Source organism: Martinezella lusitana, from assembly GCF_014207095.1.
Taxonomy (GTDB): Bacteria; Pseudomonadota; Alphaproteobacteria; order Rhizobiales; family Rhizobiaceae; genus Rhizobium; species Rhizobium lusitanum_B.
The window spans coordinates 202,106-223,971 of the sequence record NZ_JACHBG010000004.1; the positions used below are offsets into that span (position 1 = coordinate 202,106).

The 21,866-nt window shown below is 59.8% G+C and carries 22 protein-coding genes; 13 read left to right on the forward strand and 9 right to left on the reverse strand.

All coding sequences use genetic code 11. The features are described from left to right. Position 1: 1 nt before the first annotated feature. The gene (locus GGD46_RS11320; RefSeq protein ID WP_184703871.1) at positions 2 to 1,249 is read left to right on the forward strand and encodes an FAD-dependent oxidoreductase; all 1,248 of its coding nucleotides are present in this window, start codon (positions 2 to 4) and stop codon (positions 1,247 to 1,249) included. On the opposite strand, the gene GGD46_RS11325 is transcribed toward GGD46_RS11320, so the two are convergent. The 5 genes from GGD46_RS11325 to GGD46_RS11345 form a co-directional block, all read right to left on the reverse strand. After that, complete coding sequence (locus GGD46_RS11325; protein WP_184703872.1) at positions 1,250 to 2,464, reverse strand: MFS transporter; 1,215 nt, start codon at positions 2,462 to 2,464, stop codon at positions 1,250 to 1,252. It lies immediately after the preceding gene. Between the two features lie 62 nt (positions 2,465 to 2,526). After that, complete coding sequence (locus tag GGD46_RS11330; protein ID WP_184703873.1) at positions 2,527 to 3,144, reverse strand: TetR/AcrR family transcriptional regulator; 618 nt, start codon at positions 3,142 to 3,144, stop codon at positions 2,527 to 2,529. A gap of 110 nt (positions 3,145 to 3,254) precedes the next feature. Further along, positions 3,255 to 3,761, reverse strand: coding sequence for a GNAT family N-acetyltransferase (locus GGD46_RS11335; protein ID WP_184703874.1), 507 nt, complete (start codon positions 3,759 to 3,761; stop codon positions 3,255 to 3,257). Positions 3,762 to 3,844: 83 nt separating this feature from the next. Further along, the gene (locus GGD46_RS11340) at positions 3,845 to 4,774 is read right to left on the reverse strand and encodes a helix-turn-helix domain-containing GNAT family N-acetyltransferase (protein WP_184703875.1); all 930 of its coding nucleotides are present in this window, start codon (positions 4,772 to 4,774) and stop codon (positions 3,845 to 3,847) included. A 72-nt stretch (positions 4,775 to 4,846) separates the two neighbouring features. Beyond that, positions 4,847 to 5,563, reverse strand: coding sequence for an aspartate/glutamate racemase family protein (locus GGD46_RS11345; RefSeq protein WP_184703876.1), 717 nt, complete (start codon positions 5,561 to 5,563; stop codon positions 4,847 to 4,849). 162 nt (positions 5,564 to 5,725) lie between these two features. Between GGD46_RS11345 and GGD46_RS11350 the strand changes: the two genes are divergently transcribed. The 3 genes from GGD46_RS11350 to GGD46_RS11360 all read left to right on the forward strand — a co-directional run bounded on the left by GGD46_RS11350 (position 5,726) and on the right by GGD46_RS11360 (position 8,252). After that, complete coding sequence (locus tag GGD46_RS11350; RefSeq protein WP_184703877.1) at positions 5,726 to 6,190, forward strand: Lrp/AsnC family transcriptional regulator; 465 nt, start codon at positions 5,726 to 5,728, stop codon at positions 6,188 to 6,190. A 116-nt stretch (positions 6,191 to 6,306) separates the two neighbouring features. Then, positions 6,307 to 6,882 carry a PH domain-containing protein gene (locus GGD46_RS11355; RefSeq protein ID WP_184703878.1) on the forward strand — a complete coding sequence of 192 codons (576 nt, stop codon included), beginning with the start codon at positions 6,307 to 6,309 and terminating at the stop codon, positions 6,880 to 6,882. Between the two features lie 107 nt (positions 6,883 to 6,989). Continuing rightward, entirely contained in the window at positions 6,990 to 8,252 is a 1,263-nt protein-coding gene (locus GGD46_RS11360) for an NAD(P)/FAD-dependent oxidoreductase (RefSeq protein ID WP_184703879.1), read from the forward strand. Positions 8,253 to 8,291: 39 nt separating this feature from the next. Here the strand turns inward: GGD46_RS11360 and GGD46_RS11365 are convergent, their stop codons facing one another. Continuing rightward, complete coding sequence (locus tag GGD46_RS11365; RefSeq protein WP_184703880.1) at positions 8,292 to 9,335, reverse strand: NAD(P)-dependent alcohol dehydrogenase; 1,044 nt, start codon at positions 9,333 to 9,335, stop codon at positions 8,292 to 8,294. A 199-nt stretch (positions 9,336 to 9,534) separates the two neighbouring features. Here GGD46_RS11365 and GGD46_RS11370 point away from each other — a divergent pair, with 199 nt between their 5' ends. Continuing rightward, on the forward strand, positions 9,535 to 10,446 hold the full coding sequence (locus GGD46_RS11370) for an AraC family transcriptional regulator (RefSeq protein WP_184703881.1): 912 nt from the start codon (positions 9,535 to 9,537) through the stop codon (positions 10,444 to 10,446). Positions 10,447 to 10,465: 19 nt separating this feature from the next. Here the strand turns inward: GGD46_RS11370 and GGD46_RS11375 are convergent, their stop codons facing one another. Further along, entirely contained in the window at positions 10,466 to 10,957 is a 492-nt protein-coding gene (locus GGD46_RS11375; protein WP_184703882.1) for a hypothetical protein, read from the reverse strand. Positions 10,958 to 11,134: 177 nt separating this feature from the next. Here GGD46_RS11375 and GGD46_RS11380 point away from each other — a divergent pair, with 177 nt between their 5' ends. From GGD46_RS11380 to GGD46_RS11390, 3 genes are all read left to right on the forward strand, one after another. Next, on the forward strand, positions 11,135 to 11,785 hold the full coding sequence (locus GGD46_RS11380) for a TetR/AcrR family transcriptional regulator C-terminal domain-containing protein (RefSeq protein WP_184703883.1): 651 nt from the start codon (positions 11,135 to 11,137) through the stop codon (positions 11,783 to 11,785). 44 nt (positions 11,786 to 11,829) lie between these two features. Further along, on the forward strand, positions 11,830 to 12,849 hold the full coding sequence (ilvC, locus tag GGD46_RS11385) for a ketol-acid reductoisomerase (RefSeq protein ID WP_184703884.1): 1,020 nt from the start codon (positions 11,830 to 11,832) through the stop codon (positions 12,847 to 12,849). A gap of 118 nt (positions 12,850 to 12,967) precedes the next feature. Beyond that, positions 12,968 to 13,723: a hypothetical protein gene (locus GGD46_RS11390; RefSeq protein WP_184703885.1), complete on the forward strand. Its 756-nt coding sequence runs from the start codon at positions 12,968 to 12,970 to the stop codon at positions 13,721 to 13,723. 97 nt (positions 13,724 to 13,820) lie between these two features. On the opposite strand, the gene GGD46_RS11395 is transcribed toward GGD46_RS11390, so the two are convergent. Further along, positions 13,821 to 14,408, reverse strand: coding sequence for a bifunctional 2-polyprenyl-6-hydroxyphenol methylase/3-demethylubiquinol 3-O-methyltransferase UbiG (locus GGD46_RS11395; protein WP_184703886.1), 588 nt, complete (start codon positions 14,406 to 14,408; stop codon positions 13,821 to 13,823). A 158-nt stretch (positions 14,409 to 14,566) separates the two neighbouring features. On the opposite strand from GGD46_RS11395, the gene GGD46_RS11400 reads away from it, so the two are divergent. Then, positions 14,567 to 15,796, forward strand: coding sequence for a PLP-dependent aminotransferase family protein (locus GGD46_RS11400; protein WP_184703887.1), 1,230 nt, complete (start codon positions 14,567 to 14,569; stop codon positions 15,794 to 15,796). 21 nt (positions 15,797 to 15,817) lie between these two features. Here GGD46_RS11400 and GGD46_RS11405 read toward each other — a convergent pair whose 3' ends face one another. Next, positions 15,818 to 16,876, reverse strand: coding sequence for an aldo/keto reductase (locus GGD46_RS11405; protein ID WP_184703888.1), 1,059 nt, complete (start codon positions 16,874 to 16,876; stop codon positions 15,818 to 15,820). Between the two features lie 174 nt (positions 16,877 to 17,050). Here GGD46_RS11405 and GGD46_RS11410 point away from each other — a divergent pair, with 174 nt between their 5' ends. The 4 genes from GGD46_RS11410 to GGD46_RS11425 all read left to right on the forward strand — a co-directional run bounded on the left by GGD46_RS11410 (position 17,051) and on the right by GGD46_RS11425 (position 21,837). Beyond that, entirely contained in the window at positions 17,051 to 18,031 is a 981-nt protein-coding gene (locus tag GGD46_RS11410) for an ABC transporter substrate-binding protein (protein WP_184703889.1), read from the forward strand. Positions 18,032 to 18,047: 16 nt separating this feature from the next. After that, complete coding sequence (locus GGD46_RS11415) at positions 18,048 to 19,742, forward strand: ABC transporter permease (protein WP_184703890.1); 1,695 nt, start codon at positions 18,048 to 18,050, stop codon at positions 19,740 to 19,742. After that, positions 19,730 to 20,761 carry an ABC transporter ATP-binding protein gene (locus GGD46_RS11420; protein WP_184703891.1) on the forward strand — a complete coding sequence of 344 codons (1,032 nt, stop codon included), beginning with the start codon at positions 19,730 to 19,732 and terminating at the stop codon, positions 20,759 to 20,761. Before GGD46_RS11415 ends, GGD46_RS11420 begins: the two co-directional genes overlap by 13 nt. Before the next feature lie 80 nt (positions 20,762 to 20,841). After that, on the forward strand, positions 20,842 to 21,837 hold the full coding sequence (locus GGD46_RS11425; RefSeq protein WP_184703892.1) for an isopenicillin N synthase family dioxygenase: 996 nt from the start codon (positions 20,842 to 20,844) through the stop codon (positions 21,835 to 21,837). Positions 21,838 to 21,866: the final 29 nt, after the last annotated feature.

Consider the following 21,866-nt stretch of genomic DNA (forward strand, 5'->3'; position numbering starts at 1 on the left):
CGTGAAGCCTCTGAAGATCGCCGTTGTCGGCGCCGGCCCCGCCGGTCTTGCCGCTTCCCTCTTCCTGACCCGCGCGGGTCATGCCACGGACATCATCGAGCGTTTCGACAACCCGGCGCCAGTCGGGTCGGCGCTGATGTTGCAGCCGACCGGCCTGACCGTGCTGGAGTCGCTCGGGCTCGGTCCCGCCATTCATGCGGCCGGCAATCGGATCGACCGGTTGTTCGGCACGGAAAACACCCGTGGCAACATCGTGCTGGATGTGCGCTACAGCGCGCTTTCGGGCGGTCGTTATGGGCTTGCCGTTCACCGCGCGGCTCTGTTCGATACGCTTTACGACGAAGTCTCCGCCCGCAAGCATCCGATTCTGACCGGCAAAAGGGTGATGGGCGTGATGGAGGAGGGCGACCGCAGCTATCTTTCGATAGAGGGTGGCGATCGTCTCGGACCCTATGATCTCGTCATCGATGCCAGCGGCGCGCGGTCGGAACTGGTTGCTGCGTCATCCATGGCACCTTCGGTGCGCAATCTTGCCTACGGCGCGTTTTGGGCGACGCTGGATTGTCCGGACGGGCTGGTGGATCAGGCCGCGTTGACGCAGCGATATGACAAGGCGAGCGTCATGATTGGCGTGCTGCCGATCGGCAGCAGAAGGCCTGACGTGCCGAGGCAGGCTGCCTTGTTCTGGAGCCTGAAGGTCGCCGAGGCTGATGAGGTGCGCAGACGTGGCCTCGATCGCTGGAAGAACAGGATTCGCGGCTATTGGCCGGAATGCGAGCCATTGCTGGAGCAGATCAGCGACTGGGATCAACTGACCTTGGCGCGCTACGCCCATCGCACAATGAAAATGCCCTATAGCGGGCGAACGGTTTTCGTCGGCGATGCGGCTCACTCCACCAGCCCTCAGCTCGGGCAGGGCGCCAACATGGCGTTGCTCGATGTGGCGGCGCTGGCTCATGCGCTGGCCGAGCATGAGAACCTGCATGCCGCGCTTGCCGCCTATGTAAGGGCGCGACGGATGCATGTGCGGCTGTTCCAGCTGCTTTCGGCCGCCTTCACCCCATTTTACCAATCGGATTCGGCGGCACTGGCCTGGATCCGCGATCGATTGGTCGCCACCATCGTCAGAGTGCCGCCGGCACCGCAGATCCTGGCGGCGATCGTCTCGGGCACGCTGGTTGATCCCTTCGCGGCTGCCGGCCTCCGGGAAAGCGATTGGCTGCGGGCGATTGCGCCGCAGCCATCCTGATCAGTCCCTAGGTTCGGTCAGAAACGCGAGCAGCGCGATCACCGGGAAGGCGATGCCGAACCAAGAGGCAAGGCTCCAGCCGCCGGTGGCATAGGCCCAGCCGCCAAGCGCCGAACCGATGGCGCCTCCGGCAAAGAAGGTTGCCATGTAGAGGCCATTCAGGCGGCTGCGGTGCTCTGCGCTGAGGGCGAAGATGGCGCGCTGGCCAAGCACAAGATTGGTCTGTACGCCGAAATCGAGCATGATGCCGGAGATGGTCAGCATGATCAGCGCCAGCAGTGATCCGCCGCCCGAGAGGTGCCCGATCAGGAAGGCGAGGATGGCAAGCGTCATCGCGAAAGCTGTCGCGAGCTTCGTCCAGCCACGGTCGGCAACCCGGCCGGCGATCGGCGAGGCGATCGCGCCCGCCGCGCCGGCAAGCGCGAAGAGGGCGATACCATTCTGCGTCAGGCCGAAGGCCGGGCTTGCCAGAAGCAGCGGCGTCGTCGTCCAGAAGAGGCTGAACGAGCCGAACATGCAGGCCTGATAGAGCGCCCGCCGCTGCAGTACGGGCGTATGGAGCGCGAGATGGCCCATGGAAGACAGCAGCTGGGTATAGCGCAGCCTGGTATGCGGCACGCGGGTCGGCAGCACGATGCGCAAAATGACGATCAGCCCGATCATGATGCCGGCCGAGATGAGGTAGACCGCATGCCAGGAGAACAGTTCGGAGAGGAAGCTGGCTGCCGGACGAGCCAGCATGATGCCGCAGAGCAGGCCGCTCATGACATTGCCGACAACGGCTCCGCGGCTGGCATCCGGCGCCATATGAGCTGCGAAGGGCACGAGAACCTGCACGGAAACGGAGGCGAGACCGATGCAGAGCGAAGCCAACAGGAACAGCGATGGCGACCAGGCGAAGGCGGCGCCGACGAGCGCCAGCGCCGCCAGCGCGACCAGCATCAGCACCAGCTTTCGGTTCTCAAGCAGATCGCCGAGCGGCACGATCAGCAGCAGGCCAAGACCATAGCCGATCTGGGTCAAAGTCACGATGAGGCCGGTCGCGGCCGGCGAAAAGCCGAGCGATTGGCTGATCGGCCCTGCGAGTGGCTGGCCATAATAGATATTGGCTGCCACTAGCCCGCAGGCGGCGGCGAACATGAAAGTCATCAGCGGTGAAATAGTCTTTTCGGGGAGCGGCGCGCTCTCCCGCCTGGCAGCGGCAGTTGCAGACATGTCTTGTCCTCGGTGCGGGCGTGGGGCTTCTTGGGAGGGCTTACCCGGATATTTCAAGAAAATTAATTCAACAGTTTCATCGCCGCCTCCGCGACGGCGAGCATGCGTTCCGGTTTGGGGTCGGTCTTTCCGATGACACGCATCCCTTTGGTAAGGCACAGTATCGCGCAGGCGATGCCTTCGGCGTCGACATGTTGCGATATCGATCCATCCGCCTGTCCCAGCCGAATGAGATCGAGGATGCGCCTTTCATCCAAATTGAAGGCCGTGGCGACGCGGCCGGCAATTTCTTCGTCGAAAAGTGCCAGTTCAGTCGCGCTGCCAACGACGAGGCAGCCACGACGACCGATCTCGCCGCAGGACGATTCGGCAAAGAAGGCCGTCAATGCGAAAAGCTTTGCACGGCCGTTGGCAGCTTCGGCAAGACACGCCTCGATCAGCGGTTGGCGGACTTGGCGATAGCGATCGAAGGCGGCGAGGAAGATGCCGCGCTTGTCACCGAAGGCCTTGTAGACACTGCCTGCGGTCAGGCCCATAGCCTCCGTCAGCTCGCTGATCGAGGCCGCATGATAGCCGCGCTCGGAAAAGACCCGCAGCGCCTCGTCGAGGGCTGCATCCATGTCGAATTCCCGCGGGCGGCCGCGAAGCTTGGGGGCGATATCGATGGTATCAGTCATCATGCGACTCTTTTAGGAAATGATCGTTTCCAAATCAAGCGAATTTTGCAACGCAGCATGATTTGCGCAGTAGTTGTCGGCTGCGGACTGTTCAGGACTTGGTTTGGCTGCCTCTATTGATTGATGACGGCCATGTGGATCGCGTCTTTGTAACGTCCGTCTATGCGCACGGATTTGCGAGCAAGCCCTTCGCGAACAAAGCCGACTTTTTCATAGAGTGCTATGGCCCGGCTGTTATCGGCATGAACGCTGAGCTCTACGCGTTCGATGCCGACGTCGCGTGCGGCCTTAAGCGTTGCCTCGATCAACCTGCGACCAATACCCTGACCACGAAAGGCCGGTAAGATCCCCATTCCAAGTCGGCCCGCATGGGCATGAGAAGGGAACGCATGCCGGCTGATGTCGCACCAGCCGACCACCTCGCCATTTGCAAGCGCCACGAATTGCGGGTTCCCTTTGGCGATCATTTCGAGCACGAAAGCGCGGATTTGCTCCAGCGGGAACGCTTCAAGCATGGACAGATATTCCCGTTCGCGCGCGACCGTGTCGAGCGCCTTGTGAAAACCTTCAATGTGCTCGCCGGCGATGGGGCGGATCAGGATGTCGGTGCTGTCGGCCATAGGTGGATATCTCGATGCAAATCAGGGATGCATCGAGACTAGAACTCAACTTGCGCCTTGTCCATGTCTGCGTAGACCCAACTCTAGAGATCGAGTTCCCAGGTTTGGCCGTTCAATTCCGGTCCGAACATGCGGTGCTTTTCTTCCGAGACGAGCTTGAAGCCCGCCTTGATGTAGATAGCCCGTGCAGTATCGAGGATGTCGTTGGTCCAGAGCGAGAGCTTGGTGTAGCCGACCTCGCGGGAGAAGCGGATGCATTCGTCGACCAGCAGTTTGCCGAGGCCAAGGCCGCGCGCAGTCTTGTCGACGTAGAGAAGCCGAAGCTTGGCGACGCCGTTGCCGCCGTCGGCGACCATGATCGAGCCGACGTTCAATCCGCCCCGTTCCGCAATCCAGCACCGCTCCTTTTCCGGATTGAAGTTGGCCAGGAATTTTCCGGCTACTTCGGCGGCGAGAGCCTCGAAGCGATGATCCCAGCCGAGTTCGCCGCAGTAGAAGCGCGCCTGGCTTTGCACGATCCAGCCAATGTCGCCATGCCGGTGAAGGCGGATGATGGCTGGTGGTGGAGAGGCGCGGTTTGCGCCGAGCGTATCCTGGATCGTCCGCATCGCTTCGACGATCCGTTCGGGCTCACCTATGGCAAGCCTGTCGAAATATTCGGAGATCTGGGCGCGGGAGCGGCGGACGAATTCCTGGAACTGAATTTGTCCCTTCTCGGTGACATTTATCACCTGGCTGCGGGCATCGTCAGGATCGGGCTTCGTTTCGATCAAGTCGTCCTCACGGAAGCGCTTGACGATGCGGCTGAGATAGGCGGGATCGAGATGCAGTTCGCGTGTCAGCGTCGATGCGGCGACGCCACCGCGAAAGCCAACTTCGAACAGCACGCGGACATCCGTCAGCGTATAGGGACTGTCGAGATAGGCCTTGTTCAGAACGCCGAGAAAGTTCGTGTAGAAGCGATTGAAGTCACGAACGGCGTCAATGGTTGCGAATTCTGCATCGGGGGGCATGGGACATCGTCTCCTCGGTTATAGGAGACGATGTTCGTCATTTATTTGACTGAGTCAAGTATATGGATTGACTTAGGCAGCGCGACTGCGTGCGCTTTCATCCGCAAGAGCGAAGTCGACGGCGGCTTCGGCATGGATCGTCGTCGTATCGAAACCCGGCAGAACCAGCGCATTGGGATCGAGGATGAGGCAGATCTCGGTGCAGCCGAGGATAACGCTGTCGGCGCCTTCGGCCTTGGCGCGGTCGATGATGTCATGCAGCTTGCTGCGGGACTCGGCCTTGATGATGCCGGCGCAAAGCTCGTTGAAAATAATGTCATGCGTCACGGTACGGTCTTCGGGGCCGGGGACCATGATGGAGATGCCGTTCTGAGCCATTCGCTCGGCATAGAAGCCGTGCTCCATGGTATAGCGCGTGGCGAGCAGCAGCGGCTTTACTCGTCCTGCAGCCTTCAGCGCTGCGGCAGTTTCGTCGATGATATGGATGAGCGGCACGGAAATGCGCGAGGCGACTTCCGGGGCAATTAGATGCATGGTGTTGGTGCAGATGAGCACGCATTCGGCGCCGGCTACCTGCAGGCGATGAGCGACGCCGCCAAGGTGAGCGGCCGCATCGTCCCAGCGCCCGGCCTTCTGCAGGGTGACGATTTCTTCGAAGTTGACGGAGTACATCAGCACTTCGGCGGAGGAGAGACCACCGAGCCGATCGCGAACCATCTCGTTGATCTGGCGATAATAAACCGCCGAGCTTTCGAAACTCATGCCGCCGATGAGACCTATGGTGCGCATAATGCTGTTCTCCGCTTCCTGTTTGTAAGTAGGGCAATAGTGTTGCGATTCATGCGCCTTGTGTTTGCAATCTTTGTGGGATCGACAATTTAATCTGCAATAATTTGCGCATAAATCGCATTTTGTGCAAAGTTGCAGCGCAATAATGAAAAGGTGCCGCACATGCTTGACGAACGTGACCGAAAGATTCTCGAAATTTTGCAGGCCAATGCCGGCACATCAGTGACGGAGCTTGCCGATCGCGTGGCACTGTCGGTCTCGGCCTGCTCGCGCCGTATCCAGCGATTGGAGGAAAGCGGCCATATTGCCCGGCGCATCGTTGTGCTCGACCGCGAGAAGATGGGCGTACCGACCACCGTCTATGCGATGATCAAGACGGCGCATCATGCAGACGAATGGATTGAGGCCTTCCGCAAGGCGATCGGTGATATTCCGGAAATCGTCGAGGCGCACCGGCTCACCGGCAATTACGATTACATTCTGAAAATCGTGCTGCCGCGGGTGGAGCATTACGACGTCATTTACAAGATGCTCGTGCGCAAGATCGAGCTTTTCGACGTCTCTGCCTCGATCTCCATGGAGGAACTGAAAGGCGGCGCTGCCATTCCCGTTGGCTATGCACACTGAGCTTCTCTCCAGTAACAGGCTCAAACGCCGGATTAGGCTGTGAAAGCGTCAAGGAGATCGCAAGCTTTTAAATTGTATAATCGCCTTCGCGTCTATCGCTTTTGAGGTAATGTGTCATGCGTAACACAAACAATCGCAAGACTGACATTCAAAGCTACTTCCTACCTGGTGAGAAATTATTGTGGCATGGTCAGCCACAGCAAGGATTCATGCTTAACAATAGCGATCTTCTGCTTATCCCCTTCTCACTAATGTGGGGTGGTTTCGCGATTTTTTGGGAAGGTACGGTCATAACGCAAGTCAACGCCTCATTCTTTTTCAAATTGTGGGGCGTGCCGTTTGTATTGATAGGCCTCTATCTCATCATTGGCCGTTTTGTAATCGATGCGTTCGTTCGTGCTCGGACGCAATATGCGGTCACAAATCGACGCATTATAATTTTGCGCGAAGGTTGGTTCTCGAAACTTCTGACCCTTTCGCTCGAACGATTGCCGTCTATGGATCTTGATCAGAAGGGCGATGGAACGGGGACGATCAACTTTGGAACCGATCCCGAAGCTGGCCAAGGTCATCATGGTGGTATGAGCAACTGGACGCCGGCACTGTCAAAAGTCCCTCGATTTCTGGGCATCGCGAATGTGCGTGAAGTATTTGATCTCATCGAGAGGGCGCAATCGACGAAGGCGGTTTGATCCGTGGAGCGAGGTGATCGCGCAGGGGTGCCATGCAGAAAAGAGAGTTGCTGCTTGGTCGCCTCAACCCTACGTTTCCTAGCGAAACATTGCCATGAGGTGTTGCCATGCAGGATCATCGTGTTGTCGTTGTCGGGGGCGGTTTCGGCGGGGTGCAGGTCGTTAACGATCTGAAAGGCGCGCCCGTCCGCATAACGATGATCGACCGGCGCAATCATCACCTGTTTCAGCCGCTTCTTTATCAGGTCGCGACGACCTTACTTGCAACATCGGAGATCGCCTGGCCGATCCGCAATTTCTTCCGGGATAGGCCGGAAGTGACGACGTTGCTCGCCGAAGTGGTCGGTGTCGACAGTGATGTGCGTGAAGTACTCCTCAAGAGCGGACAGAGGATCCCTTACGACACGCTGGTGCTGGCGACCGGCGCTACCCATGCCTATTTCGGCCATGACGAATGGGAGCCGGTGGCGCCGGGATTGAAGACGCTGGAGGATGCCACGACCATTCGCCGTCGCGTGCTGTTGGCTTTCGAGCAAGCGGAGATGGAAACGGATCCGGCCGTTCGCGAGGCGCTCCTGACCTTCGCCATCGTCGGGGCAGGGCCGACCGGGGTGGAGCTGGCCGGGATCATCTCGGAACTGGCAAGGACGACCTTGCCGAAGGAATTCCGCAATATCGATACGAGCAAGGCGAAGATCATTCTCGTCGAAGCCGGTCCACGGGTGTTGGCCGCTTTCGCGGAGGATCTTTCCGACTATGCGCGCCGGGAGCTGGAATCGCATGGTGTCGACCTGCGCTTCGGCAAGCCGGTGACGTCGTGCACGGCCGAGGGTGTCACGATCGGCGACGTTTTCGTCCCGTGCCGCACCATCGTATGGGCGGCCGGCGTAGAGGCGTCGCCGGCAGCAAAATGGCTGGATATTGCCGCGGACCGCGCCGGCCGTGCCCTGGTCGACAAGGATTTGCGGGCACCGGGCAAGGGTGATGTCTTCGTGATCGGGGATACGGCAGCCGTCATGCGCGACGACGGCAGTCCGGTGCCGGGGATCGCTCCGGCCGCCAAGCAGCAGGGAGCCTATGTCGCCAAGGTGATCAAGGCAAAGTTGGCCGGCAAACCCGCTCCCGGGCCGTTCCACTATCGCCATCAAGGCAGTCTCGCGACGATCGGCAAGAGTGCCGCGATCATCGATTTCGGCTGGCTGAAGCTGAGGGGATGGCTCGCCTGGTGGGTGTGGGGGCTTGCCCACATCTACTTCCTGATCGGCGTGCGCTGGCGCATCGCGGTCGCCTGGAGCTGGCTGTGGATCTATATCAGCCGGCAGCACAGCGCCCGGCTGATCACGCAAAAGGAAACCATGCGCGAGGAATAACAAACAGGCGGCGCCCGCTGAGGACGCCGCCTTTTTTATTTATGCCAGCGAGGCGATATCGATGACGAAGCGGTAGCGGACGTCGCTCTTCAGCACGCGCTCATAGGCTTCGTTGATCTGCTGGATGCTGATCTTTTCGATCTCGGAGACGATGTTGTGTTCGCCGCAGAAGTCGAGCATCTCCTGGGTTTCCTTGATCGAGCCGATCATGGAGCCTGAGAGGCTGCGGCGGCCGGGGATCAGCGAGAAGGCATGGACCGGAACCGGATGCTCGGGCGCACCGACGACGACCATGCTGCCATCGAACTTCAAGAGGCCGAGATAGGCATTCCAGTCGACGGCGATACCGACTGTCATGATGATGAGGTCGAAGGTGCCGGCGAGCTTCGTGAAGGTCTCGGCATCGCTGGTCGCATAGTAATGGTCGGCACCGATCTTGAGGCCGTCCTCCTTCTTCGACAGCGTCTGGCTGAGAACCGTGACATCGGCGCCCATGGCATGGGCCAGCTTGACGCCCATATGGCCAAGGCCGCCCATGCCGACGATCGCAACCTTCTTGCCGGGACCAGCCTTCCAATGGCGCAGCGGCGAATAGAGCGTGATGCCGGCGCAAAGCAGCGGCGCGCCTGCGTCAAGCGGGATATTATCGGGGAAGGAGAGGACATAGCCTTCCTTGACAACGATGCTATCGGAGTAGCCGCCATAGGTCGGCGTCTCGCCGTCTGCTTCGACGTCGTTGTAGGTCTGAACGATACCGGGCATGTAGTGCTCGTAGTCCAGGTCGCGCGTGGCGCAGGTCGTGCAGGAATTGACGAAGCAGCCGACGCCGACGCGGTCGCCGACCTTGAACTTGGTGACTTTCGAACCGACGGCAGTCACGACGCCTGCCACTTCATGGCCTGGCACCATCGGGTATCTTGAATTGCCCCATTCGTTGCGGGCCTGGTGGATGTCCGAATGGCAGACGCCGCAATAGTGGACGGAGATGACGACATCGTCTTCGTTGGGATTGCGGCGCTCGAAGGTGAACGGAGTAAGTGGCTTGGATGCGTCGGTCGCGGCATAACCCTTTGCGATAGTCATGGGAGACTTCCTTGTTTCTAGGAGATGTGGGAATGAAATTGGGATGGCCGACTATGCACTGGGAATAGGCCGAAGCGTTAGAGCGATCCTGCAAGCTTTATGTACGATCCTGCGAATCTAAATACGCGGTGGGTCTTTCACGATCGAACGATGTTACCTAGATAAGCCTCGATACCTACTCCAAAACAATCGGTTGCACATGACGCTGCCTTTCAATCCCAATCAGGAACTCGCGTCCATCGTTGCACGTTTCGCCACGGGAGACGGGGAACACCAAACGCCGATCGACAGCCTTCATCTCTATCGGCAGTCGGCCGCGACCGTTTGGCAGCATGGCGCCTACCGACCGTGCTTTGCAATCGTGGTCCAGGGCCGCAAGAGCCTGACGATCGGTGCGGAGACATATCACTATGGCGTCGGCGAGTATATTTTGACCGCGCTCGACCTGCCGGTATCGACGCAAGTGACCAATGTCGGCAGCGATACGCCTTATCTTTGTTTCGGCATGGCGCTCGACAGCGAACGCTTGAAGGAGCTGCTGTCGCGCGTCAGCATTCCGCGTCAAGCGGTCACTGCCGAGCCTGTGCGCGGGATCGCAGTCAATGCGGCCTCGCCGGAACTGCTCGATGCCTCGCTGCGACTGCTTCGATTGCTTGATCGGCCGGAAGATATTCCGGCCATGGCGCCGTTGATCGAGCAGGAAATCCTGTATCGCCTGCTGACCGGTCCGAACGGTCCTCGGCTTCTGCAGATCGCGATGACGGAGAGCCAGAGCAACAGGGTGGCGCGTGCGGTCGCCTGGCTTCGCGGCAATTATACGCAGCCGCTGCGCATCGAAGAGCTGGCCGAGCGGGTCGGCATGAGCGTTTCCTCGCTACATCACCATTTCAAGACCGTTACAGCCCTGTCGCCGATGCAGTATCAAAAGCAGCTGCGACTGCATGAAGCGCGGCGGCTGATGATCGTCGAACAGCTCGACGTAGGATCGGCCGGCCATCGTGTCGGCTATCAGAGCCCCTCGCAATTCAGCCGAGAGTACAGCCGTCTCTACGGTCTGCCGCCACTGAAGGATGTCGAGGCCATGCGCAATAGCGTGGTCGCTGCCGAGTAGGTCCTGGTACTAACGGAAGTTAGCTGATGGGCGCGTTGCAGCTGCCGCCATTCCAGGTGTAGCTCGGAGCGGTGCCCTGCGGTCCCCATAGACCCTCGAAACGGTGATAGCCGGCATCGAAGCGGACCGTCAGCGAGCCCATTCCATATTTGTCGAACCAGCGCAGCGTTCGTATCTTGCCGGGTTTCGTTCCGATCTCCGAAAGAGTGCCGACCGTGGTGTTGCCATCGTCGTTGAAACGGTAAGTCCCCGATAAGTGACCTTCCGCATCAGCCTGTATAGACGTTTCGACATCGACCAGCCGGTCGCTGGAGAGGAGCTTGCCACAATAGTGCCCGGCCGGGCGGATGACGGATTTGGATGCTGCGTCCGCCGACATCGGTGGATGCAACAGTCCGGCCGCAAGGCAGATCCCCACGATTCGAGCGATTGCCCGGCCTTTGCCGTTTTCCATGCACCCGTCGAGCCGCGCCGGCGATACCTTATCTGAGGAATTGATTACGGGTTTCATCAGAAATCTCGACAGCGATGGAGGGGCCGACATGGTCTATCCGCTGCGTGTTAGCCATGACAAGCGCTCTCCATATTTTTAGCGCAGTGCAGCAACGAATTCCGCTTGACGCTCGTTGCGGCGTGCTGCATAACGCTCACGAACCGTACCGTACGGTACGCATTTGGGAGTAGCATCGTGCTGAGCGAAGTAGGACAGTCGAGCGAGTTTTCGCCGCGCCAGAACGCCGTTCTGGAACAGGCGCTGCGTCTGCTCGTCGACGGTGGCGAAAAGGCGCTGACGACCTCCGGTGTCGCGCGCGCTGCCAATTGCTCCAAAGAAAGCCTTTACAAGTGGTTCGGCGACCGCGACGGTTTGCTATCGGCGATGATAACCTATCAGGCCAGCAAGGTGCGCACCTTCGAGCGCAATGGCGAACGGTTGAATACCGCAAGCCTGCATGATCATCTCGTGATTTTTGCGCGCGATCTGCTGGAAGTTCTGGCCGGCGATGTTTCTCTTGCGCTGAACCGTCTGGCGATCGGCCAGTCGAACCGCGACGGTTCCAAGCTCGGCAAGCTGCTGCTGGAGCGCGGCCGCCGGCAGATCGACCGCCGCGCCATCGGCCTCATCGATGCCGGCAAGCGGGCAGGGCTGTTACGTTTTACCGATGCCGACGAGGCATATCACGCGCTTTACGGGCTCATCGTTTCCGATCTGCATGTACGCATGCTGCTCGGCGAACCCGGTTTGAGGGATTCCAGCCGTCAGGCAGAGAAGGCTATTACTGCCTTCCTCAAGCTCTACGGCACGGAAAAAGTATTGGCGGAAGCAGCGGCGACCGTCTGAGCAGATCCAAATTTACACCAGACAAGCAAAGGGAAGGACAAACAATGCGCGTCTATTACGATCGTGATGCCGATCTCAACCTCATCAAGTCGAAGAAGGTCGCCATCATCGGCTACGGTTCCCAGGGCCGCGCGCACGCGCTGAACCTGAAGGACAGCGGCGCACAGAATGTTGTGATCGCACTGAAGGCCGGCTCGCCGACGGTCAAGAAGGCAGAAGCCGACGGCTTCAAGGTCATGACCGTTGCCGAAGCTGCTGCCTGGGCCGACCTGATGATGATGGCGACTCCGGACGAACTGCAGTCTGACATCTACAAGGCCGATATCGCTCCGAACATCCGCGACGGCGCTGCGATCGCTTTCGCACACGGCCTCAACGTTCACTTCGGCCTCATCGAGCCGAAGGCTTCCGTCGACGTCGTCATGATCGCTCCGAAGGGCCCCGGCCATACGGTTCGCGGCGAATACCAGAAGGGCGGCGGCGTTCCCTGCCTCGTTGCCGTTCATCAGAACGCGTCCGGCAACGCTCTTGAACTCGCTCTTTCCTACGCTTGCGGCGTTGGCGGCGGCCGTTCCGGCATCATCGAAACCAACTTCCGCGAAGAGTGCGAAACCGACCTCTTCGGCGAACAGGTCGTTCTCTGCGGCGGTCTCGTCGAGCTCATCCGCGCTGGTTTCGAAACCCTGGTCGAAGCCGGTTACGCTCCGGAAATGGCCTATTTCGAGTGCCTGCACGAAGTGAAGCTGATCGTCGACCTGATCTATGAAGGCGGCATCGCCAACATGAACTACTCGATCTCGAACACAGCCGAGTGGGGCGAATACGTCACCGGTCCGCGCATCATCACCGAAGAAACCAAGGCTGAGATGAAGCGCGTCCTCAAGGACATCCAGACCGGCAAGTTCACCTCGGACTGGATGCAGGAATATCGCTCCGGCGCTGCCCGCTTCAAGGGCATCCGCCGCCTGAACGATAGCCACCAGATCGAAGAAGTCGGCGCCAAGCTGCGCGGCATGATGCCCTGGATCGGCAAGAACAAGCTGGTCGACAAGTCGGTCAACTAAGCTTTCCAAATAGCGAAATATTGAAGACAGGCCGAGGGAGGAAACTTCCTCGGCCTTTCATTTTTGCGCTACTAGGAGCCGCTGGCGAAATGATCGAAGATTCGCTATAGGGTTGCATATGAATTCCGATGAAACCGAATTGAGTCGAGTGGTCGCAGAGCTGCAGAGATGTTGGCAGGCTGGTTACGCAGCGTTTGCAGACTATCTATGTCCTGAAGCTTTGGACGTATCGCCGTTGTGGGATCCTGAGAAGATTATGCATGACCTACGTTCAGCATCGCTAGCTGACCTAAGCGGCGAAGCTTTGGGGGGATATGCAGTTGCAGCTATGACCACGGCCGGGGGCGTCGACGAATACAGATATTATCTTCCACGCATCTTGCAACACGCCTTGATGACACCGAACGAGCCTGGCTTCGATCCGGTCACAATCCTTTCTAAGCTGGAATATGCCAATTGGCGCAAATGGCCTGCACCGGAGCAACTAGCGATACAGAACGTTTATGACGCGTCGTGGCACTGGGTGCGATTGCAACATCCCGATGAGTTTGACGCAACTATCTGGTTCGTCTGCGCAATTCGCCTAAGAAGGGACATCAATCCCATTCTTGAGTCATGGCGCGTCAACTTGACACCGAATTCTGCCTTGCAACTCACGGAAATCATCAATCGTTCGGACAGCTTGCTGCGCGGGGACGCCCTTTGGGAGGACGTCATGTTCGAAAGTCGGCGAATCGTTGCGGAGTGGCTGTGTAGCGACGCGTTGCAAATCGCAATCATCACTATTGTCGACGAGATTGCTGGCAGGGACATGTGGCGCCTCAACTCCGTCGAGGCGGCTTTGGCCAAATTGCACGCGGCGTCTTGGTGCTAATAAGGCGGCACGGCGCTGAAGCGCATATTTGTGCTTGGTCGTGTCGCCTATACTGCGCCGCGCGCCGTCAGTAGGGTGTCGATTAAATTCTGGCTTTCTATTTTCGAGCGGTCACATAGAGCCATCGTGTCGGCTCGCCGTCGAAGCCGCCGCCGTCGGCTTCGGTCATGGCGACGGTCCTCCATCCTGCGGCGCTCAGCTTGTCTTCAAGCCATGCGGCGGACGGATAGTTGTAGTAGCGCCCGAACTTGTCGTGTCCCTCTGCGTCTCCGGCCTTGAAGCTGGCATGGAAGATGCCGCCGGTCTTCAGAGCTTGCAGAATGCGACTGAAGACATCCGGTAGAGTCGAGCGCCGCACATGCAGGAGGCTTGCCTCCGCCCAGATGCCATCGAAAGCGCTATCGGAATCCAAGGTTTCGAAGCGCATGATTCGAACAGGTCTGCCGATGCGCTTTTCGGCTTCCCTGGCGAGTTCGGCAGAGCCGTCCGTGGGCGCGACGTCGAAGCCGCGCGAGAGCATGTAGGCGGCATCCTGGCCAGCGCCGCAACCCAGCTCGAGGATGGATGCGCCAGCGGGCAAAGTGTCGAGGAAGGCATCCAGCCGCTTTCTCGGCAGATTGCGGTCGCGCGCGGCATAGAGGGTCGCGTTGTCGGTGTAGAAAGACGATGTCGGGTCCGTGCTCATGCGTATTGTCGCTCACTTCTCTTTAATGGAGATGCGCAGTGCTATCGGGAAAGATGGCGAATATCCGGCACGGTTGAAACAAATTAGGTCAGCATTGTTGACTTATCTTTTATTGCGTGATCTTGTGCTGGAAAGACCAAAAATTACGAGGAAGCCCCATGTTGAATTGGGAAAATATCTTTGCGACGCGTTCGAGCCGTATGCGCGCCTCCGAAATTCGCGAATTGCTGAAGCTGCTGGAGCGGCCGGATATCATCTCGTTTGCCGGCGGCATTCCCGATCCGGCACTGTTTCCCGATGCCGAGTTCAAGCAGGCTTATGCCGATATATTTTCTGGCCCGACGGTGAACGCAGCGCTGCAATATTCGGTCAGCGAAGGCTACAAGCCGCTGCGCGAATGGCTTGTCGGCCAGATGGGTGCGCTCGGCATTCCCTGCGAGCTGGAAAACGTCTTCATCGTTTCCGGCTCGCAGCAGGGGCTCGACTATCTCGGCAAGCTTTTCCTGTCGCCGAAGGATACGGCGCTGGTGACGGCGCCGACCTATCTCGGTGCACTGCAGGCCTTCAACGCCTACGAGCCGGCCTACGATCAGCTGACGCCGAACGGTAACCGCACGCCCGAATCCTATCGCGCCGCGGCTGCTCAGGCGGGGGGCAGGGTGAAATTCGCCTATCTTTCGGCCGACTTCGCCAACCCGACGGGCGAGACGGTCGATCTGGCCGGTCGCGAGAAGTTGCTCGACCTTGCCGAAGAGCTCGATATCGCCGTCATCGAAGACGCCGCCTATCAATCGCTGCGCTATGACGGCGAGCCGGTTGCGCCGATTCTGGCGCTGGAAATCGCGCGCAAGGGCAGCATCAACGACACGCGGACGATCTATTGCGGCAGCTTCTCCAAGACGCTGGCGCCTGGCCTTCGCGTCGGCTTCGTCGTCGCCAATGCGCCTGTCATCCGCAAGCTTGTCCTGATGAAACAGGCAGCCGACCTGCATTCCTCGACGATCAACCAGATCGCCATCCATCAGGTCGCCGAGCGCGGCTTTGACGCGCAGGTTGCCAAGATTCGCAAGATCTATAGTCATCGCCGCGACTGCATGCTGGCGGCGCTTGCGAAATACATGCCAGAAGGCACGAGCTGGACGAAGCCGGAAGGCGGTATGTTTGTCTGGGTCACCCTGCCGAAGGGTATGGACGGCGCCAAGCTGCTGGCGCGGTCGCTCGAGACAACGAAGGTTGCCTTCGTGCCGGGGCAGGCCTTCTTTGCCGACGGTAGCGGCGCGAACACCTTCCGCGTCAGCTTCTCCTGTGCCAATGAAGAAATGATCGAGGAAGGCATCTCGCGGCTCGGCAAGCTGATTGCGAGCGAGATCGGGGTAATGGCGGCCTAAGCCGCCATTACCGTTTTTTCTCTACTTGGAAAGGTGTGGGTCGATCAGTGAGAGATCGGCCTCGCTGAGCCGGTCGCTGGCCGTATTGCGCTGATGCCAATAGGGGTACATCAGCGGCGGCAGGCTGATGTCATCGAGCCGCTTGCGCTCCTCATCCGTCAGCTTCAGCTCGGCACTGGCGAGATTGTCCTTGAACTGCGCCTTGTTGCGGCCGCCGACGATGACCGAGGTCACGCCCTTGCGGCCGATAAGCCAGGCAAGCGCGACCTGCGCCGCCGAAACGCCGCGACCGTCGGCGATCTCCACCAGCGCATCGACGATGTTCCACAGGCGATTTTCATCGCGGATCGGCGGCTCCGTCCAGCCGACAAACTGGCGCGTGCCCTCCGGCGTTGCCTGGTTACGACGATGCTTACCAGACAGCAGGCCTGCGGCGAGCGGGCTCCAGACGAGGATGCCGAGGCCCTGGTCGATGCTGACAGGCACCAGCTCGTTTTCGGCGTCACGGGCTTCCAGGGTGTAATGGATCTGCTGGCTGACGAAACGTTCGCGTTTGTCGCGCTCGCTGACGCCGAGCGCCTTCATGATGTGCCAACCGGAAAAGTTCGAGCAGCCGATGTAGCGGACCTTGCCCTGGCGCACCAATGTGTCGAGCGCCTCCATCGTCTCTTCCAGTGGCGTCTGTCCGTCCCACTCGTGCAGCTGGTAGAGGTCGATGACATCGGTCTTCATGCGCTTCAGGCTTGCTTCGCAGGCCTTTATGAGGTGCAGGCGCGATGAGCCGGCATCGTTGACGCCAGGTCCCATCGAGAAGCGCGCCTTGGTGGCGATGAGGACGCCGTTCTTGCGCGGGCCGCCAATGATCTCGCCGATGATTTCTTCCGATGCTCCCTGCGAATAGACATCGGCCGTGTCGAGCAGGTTGACGCCTGCATCCACGCACATGTCCACGAGCTTCTTCGCCTCTTTGACGCCGAGATCGCCGGTCGCTTTCGCCCAGCCGACGCCGCCGAAGGTCATGGTGCCCATGGTGATGGTGGAAACTTTAAGGCCGGAGCGGCCAAGCAGGCGATATTCCATAGATCTGTCCTCCTCGATCTCAATCTGAAATACGTGCGTCAGGAAATAGTGCCGGATGACGGCGGTCAAGATTCAATCATCATACGAACAGCAAACTATTCAAATTCAACTGTCACAATCATGTTAAGCCGGACGTCTAGAGAACCCTCCTATAACCCAGCCGAGGACGTTTTTATGAAGACCGTTGTTTCCGCCTTTGCCGGCCTGTTGGCCATCGCTCTTTTCTCCGGTAGCGCCAACGCCGCTGATCTCGTCCTCTATACCAGCCAGCCGAATGCCGATGCGCAGGCCACCGTCGATGGCTTCATGGCGGCCAATCCCGGCATCAAGGTCGATTGGGTTCGTGACGGCACACCGCAGATCATTGCCAAGCTGCAGGCTGAAATGCAAGCCGGCGCCCCGGTTGCCGACGTTCTGCTGATCGCCGATACGGTGACGCTCGAGCGTCTGAAGGAAGCCGGCAAGCTGCTCGCCTACAAGTCGCCGGAAGCTGCGAACTACGCCGCCTCGCTTTATGACGCCAACGGCTATTACTACTCTACTAAGCTCATCACGACCGGCATCGTTTATAACACTGCCGCTTCGCTGAAGCCGGCGAGCTGGCAGGATCTGGTCAAGCCGGAAGCCAAGGGCCTCGTCGCCATGCCGAGCCCGCTCGCTTCGGGTGCCGCTCTCATTCACGCGCAGACGTTGGCCGGCGTCGGCAGCCTCGGCTGGGATTACTACAAGAACCTCGCCGAGAACGGCGCGATTGCGTCCGGCGGCAACGGTGCCGTGCTGAAGTCGGTCGCTTCCGGCGAGAAGGCCTATGGTATGATCGTTGACTACATGCCGATCCGCGAGAAGGCCAAGGGCGCTCCGCTGGAGTTCGTCTTCCCGAAGGAAGGCGTTTCGGCCGTCACCGAGCCGGTCGGCATCCTCGCCGGCACGCAGCATGCCGCTGCCGCCAAGAAGTTCGTCGACTACGTCCTCTCGGAAAAGGGGCAGGAAGGTTTCCTCAAACTCGGCTATATTCCGGCCCGCAACGGCACGCCGCTGCCGGAGGGCTTCCCGGCACGTGACAGCATCAAGGTTTTGCCGTTGAATGCAGCTGATGCGCTCAAGAACACGGATCAGGATCTGAAGACCTTCTCCACCTACTTCAAGTCGAAGTAATCCGCCCGGATTTGGAATGTACTCACATGTGCGTAGGGGAAACAGCCAGCCGGCCTGGCTGTTTCCTTTTGTTGTTGCCGTCGTGCTTTTGCTCAGCGTCCTGCCGCTGGCGCGGCTGGCGCTTGCGGGCATCGAGGCGCTGCTGCGAGGCGGCACCTATGAGCTGATCACCGATCCGGCTCTCTGGCGCTCGGCCTGGTACACGATCGAGACGGCCGTGCTCGGCACCATCGTTTCCGTCTTGCTTGGCTGCCTCTTTGCATTCCTGCTGACTCTGACGGACCTGTCTGGCAGGGGGCTGCTCGGTTTCCTCTTCGTGTTGCCGATGATGATCCCGCCGCAAGTGACGGCGCTTGCCTGGGTGCAGATGTCCGGGCCGGCCAGCCCCTTGCTGAAAGCGTTGCACATTGCGCCGCCGCTCGGCTCACCGCAGCCACTCTATTCGGTTGGCGGCATTGCGCTGCTCTACGGTGTTCAACACGCGCCGCTGGTCTATCTCGCTCTGCGTGCCGGCCTGATGGCGCTACCGCGCGATGGTGTCGAGGCCGCAAGGCTTTCCGGCGCGTCCGGCCTGCGTGTCTTCAGGGATATTATTCTGCCCTTGTCACTGCCCGGCGTCATTGCCGGAGCTGCGATCGCCTTCGTCTCCTCGATCGGCAATTTCGGCATACCCGCGATCCTCGGCATACCCGCCTCGATCTATACGCTGTCGACGCTGATCTTCACGAAGTTCTCCAGTTTCGGTCCGCGCACCTTCGGCGATATCGCTGTGCTGTCGACGATGATCGCCGTCATCGCCGTTGCCGGTCTTGCCGTGCAGGGCATGGCTTTGAAGGGCCGCGATTATCGCGTCATCGGCATTTCCGGAGCGACGGCTGCCTTTTCGCTTGGCCGCTGGGGCTTTCTTGCCCTGCCGGTGCTTTACGCCATCTTGTTCGTCATGCTTGTCGCTCCCTTTCTGGCGCTCGTCGCAGGCGCGCTGGTGCCGGCCTATGGCGTGCCGCTTACCTTCAAGACGGCATCGCTGCACGCATTCACCGAAATCCTGTTCCGGCAGAGCATAACGCGCACGGCCTTTTCCAATTCGCTGTTCCTTGCCGGCATGACGTCACTGGGTCTCCTTTTAGTGACAGTGCTCGCGGCCTATGCGCTGACGCGGCGTAAGGATGCGCTCAGCCGCATCGTCGGCGGCATGATCGAGATCCCTTATTCACTTCCGGGCATCATCATCGCCGTCTGCTTCATTCTGGTGTTTGCAGCGCCGCTACCGATCCTCAACGTCACGCTTTACGGGACGATCTGGATCATCCTGCTTGCCTATTTCTCCGCCTATTTCGCCGTCAGCCTGAAGCCGGTCATGAGCGCCTTTCTGCAGCTCGATCCGGTGCTGGAAGAGGCGGCGCGGCTTTCCGGGGCAGGGTTCTTCAGACGCTTGACCGACATCATCGTGCCGTTAATCGCGCCGGCGGCGGGCGCCTCGGTGATCCTCGTTTTCCTGATTGCCTGCAACGAGCTCACCGTTTCGGCGCTGCTCTGGTCGGCCGGTACGCAGACGCTCGGCGTCGTCATCTACAATCTCGACGATGGCGGCAGCGCCGATCTAGCCTCGGCCATGTCGGTCATCGTCATTGCCATGGTCGTCATCATGATGATGCTTTTGGAAATCATGGCCAAGCGCCTGCCGAAGGGAGTTGTGCCTTGGCGAAGCTGATCCTCAATCACATCAGCAAGGATTTCGGTACGGGCGGCCGCGCGGCCGTCAATGCTTTGTCGCTCGATGTCCGCGAGGGCGGTTTCCTGGCGCTGCTCGGTCCCTCCGGCTGCGGCAAGACGACTGTGCTCAGAATGATAGCCGGCTTCGAACAGCCGACGGATGGCTCCATTCATCTCGGCGAGCGGCTGCTTGCGGATGCGGCGAACATGTTGCCGCCGGAGCGGCGCAATATGGCGATGGTGTTTCAATCCTACGCGCTCTGGCCGCATATGAACGTTGCCGACAATGTCGGTTATCCCTTGAAGGTGCGTGGCATCTCCGGCGAGCGCTACCGCGAGAAAGTGCGTGAGGCTCTGGCGACCGTGCGACTTGGCGACTATGCCGAACGCAGGCCCGCCGACCTTTCAGGTGGTCAACGTCAGCGCGTCGCTCTTGCTCGCTGCCTGGTGACATCGCCTGACGTCGTACTGCTGGACGAGCCGCTGGCGAACCTCGATCGCCACCTGAAGAAGGAGATGGAGGAGACCTTCCGCGAGTTCCACCAGCGCTCAGGCGCCACCATGGTCTATGTCACCCACGACCAGAGCGAGGCGATGGCACTCGCCACTGACGTTGCCGTCATGTCCGAAGGACGGCTCCTGCAGGTGGCGCCGCCGGCGGAAACCTATGCACGCCCCGAAGGTAAAATGGTCGGAGAGCTTGTCGGGCAGGGAGCTATTGTTTCGCTCGCTTTTCCAGACGGCGGGCCGCGCCGCATCGACTGGTCGTCCTTCCGCGGTCTCTGGCATAATCGGGCAGGCGGCACAGCGAATACTGATATACTTGTGCGCCCTGAGGATGTGGTTGCAGATGCTGAGGGAATTTCCTGCCGGGTCGATTCCGTTCTCTATGAGGGCGAGCGCTATGCCATGAGGCTGTCGATGCCGGATGGGCAGGTGCTGCGCGCCTATAGCCGCGAAGCGGTCGCGGTGGGAGATACATATCCGGTCGCCATCCGCTCGGCCTGGCGGCTTTGATCGGGCAGGGGACAAGATGGTTGTTCCCCGCCGTCTCGTATGCTTGATTTGCTCGATGTCATGAAGGGGGAGTCGCGCATATGTCCGATCATAGTTTTCCGATTTTCGATCTCGGTGCCTTCGAGGGGGCCGATAACAACGAGAAACAACGCCTCGGCGCGGAAGTGGATCGGATATGTCGCTCGACCGGCTTCCTGGCGATCGCAAACCACGGGGTCGCCGACGCCGTTATCGCCGAGGTCTGGAGGAAGACGCAGGCATTCTTCGACCTGTCACCCGACGTCAAGCAACGCGCCAGGACCCTCTATCCGGGCTATCCCTATGGCTATCTCGGGCCGGGCACGGAGGCGCTGGCAAAATCGCGCAATGTCGACACGCCGCCGGATCTGAAGGAAAGCTTCAATGGCGGCCCGCTTTCCGTTCCAGCTGATATGAGCGATGCGGACGCGCTCGGCTTCTGTTATGCCGCCACCATCTGGCCGGAAGGGCCGGATGGCTTCGTGGAGGCGTGGAAGGCGTACTACCGGGCGATGGAAGATCTTGCGGCCCGCATCATGCGCGTCTTCGCAACGGCGCTCGGCCTCGACGAGCACTTCTTCGATTCCTATGTCGATGCGCCGATCAGCGCATTGAGGGCGCTGAATTATCCCGAACAGCATGTACCGCCGCAGCCGGGCCAGCTTCGCGCCGGCGCGCATACCGATTACGGCAGTCTAACGATCCTGCTGCCGCAGCCAGGTTCGAAAGGGCTTGAGATCATCGCGCCGGATGGTAACTGGACGCCAGTGCCGCCGGTGGAAGGCGCTTTCGTCATCAATATCGGCGATCTGATGGCGCTTTGGACCAACGATCGCTGGGTTTCCACCGTGCATCGCGTCGTCAATCCGCCGCCGGAAGAGGGTGGCATGCAGCGGCGGCAATCCCTTGCCTTCTTCCATCAGCCGAACTGGTTTGCCGAGATTGCCTGCCTGCCTTCATGCCTGAAGGAAGGCGAAGAGCCGAAATATGCTCCAGTTCTTTCCGGCCCCTATCTGATGGGCAAATTCAGGTCGACCGTTACCGCCAAGGCCGGCTGATATAAGCCGGCTCACATCTTCTTTGTAAA

Bases quoted from the DNA above. Each gene is read 5' to 3' on its own strand.
- GGD46_RS11325 (WP_184703872.1), bottom strand. From the start codon at position 2,464: ATGTCTGCAACTGCCGCTGCCAGGCGGGAGAGCGCGCCGCTCCCCGAA.
- GGD46_RS11330 (WP_184703873.1), bottom strand. From the start codon at position 3,144: ATGATGACTGATACCATCGATATCGCCCCCAAGCTTCGCGGCCGCCCG.
- GGD46_RS11335 (WP_184703874.1), bottom strand. From the start codon at position 3,761: ATGGCCGACAGCACCGACATCCTGATCCGCCCCATCGCCGGCGAGCAC.
- GGD46_RS11340 (WP_184703875.1), bottom strand. From the start codon at position 4,774: ATGCCCCCCGATGCAGAATTCGCAACCATTGACGCCGTTCGTGACTTC.
- GGD46_RS11345 (WP_184703876.1), bottom strand. From the start codon at position 5,563: ATGCGCACCATAGGTCTCATCGGCGGCATGAGTTTCGAAAGCTCGGCG.
- GGD46_RS11350 (WP_184703877.1), top strand. From the start codon at position 5,726: ATGCTTGACGAACGTGACCGAAAGATTCTCGAAATTTTGCAGGCCAAT.
- GGD46_RS11355 (WP_184703878.1), top strand. From the start codon at position 6,307: ATGCGTAACACAAACAATCGCAAGACTGACATTCAAAGCTACTTCCTA.
- GGD46_RS11360 (WP_184703879.1), top strand. From the start codon at position 6,990: ATGCAGGATCATCGTGTTGTCGTTGTCGGGGGCGGTTTCGGCGGGGTG.
- GGD46_RS11365 (WP_184703880.1), bottom strand. From the start codon at position 9,335: ATGACTATCGCAAAGGGTTATGCCGCGACCGACGCATCCAAGCCACTT.
- GGD46_RS11370 (WP_184703881.1), top strand. From the start codon at position 9,535: ATGACGCTGCCTTTCAATCCCAATCAGGAACTCGCGTCCATCGTTGCA.
- GGD46_RS11375 (WP_184703882.1), bottom strand. From the start codon at position 10,957: ATGAAACCCGTAATCAATTCCTCAGATAAGGTATCGCCGGCGCGGCTC.
- ilvC (WP_184703884.1), top strand. From the start codon at position 11,830: ATGCGCGTCTATTACGATCGTGATGCCGATCTCAACCTCATCAAGTCG.
- GGD46_RS11390 (WP_184703885.1), top strand. From the start codon at position 12,968: ATGAATTCCGATGAAACCGAATTGAGTCGAGTGGTCGCAGAGCTGCAG.
- GGD46_RS11395 (WP_184703886.1), bottom strand. From the start codon at position 14,408: ATGAGCACGGACCCGACATCGTCTTTCTACACCGACAACGCGACCCTC.
- GGD46_RS11400 (WP_184703887.1), top strand. From the start codon at position 14,567: ATGTTGAATTGGGAAAATATCTTTGCGACGCGTTCGAGCCGTATGCGC.
- GGD46_RS11405 (WP_184703888.1), bottom strand. From the start codon at position 16,876: ATGGAATATCGCCTGCTTGGCCGCTCCGGCCTTAAAGTTTCCACCATC.
- GGD46_RS11410 (WP_184703889.1), top strand. From the start codon at position 17,051: ATGAAGACCGTTGTTTCCGCCTTTGCCGGCCTGTTGGCCATCGCTCTT.
- GGD46_RS11415 (WP_184703890.1), top strand. From the start codon at position 18,048: ATGTACTCACATGTGCGTAGGGGAAACAGCCAGCCGGCCTGGCTGTTT.
- GGD46_RS11425 (WP_184703892.1), top strand. From the start codon at position 20,842: ATGTCCGATCATAGTTTTCCGATTTTCGATCTCGGTGCCTTCGAGGGG.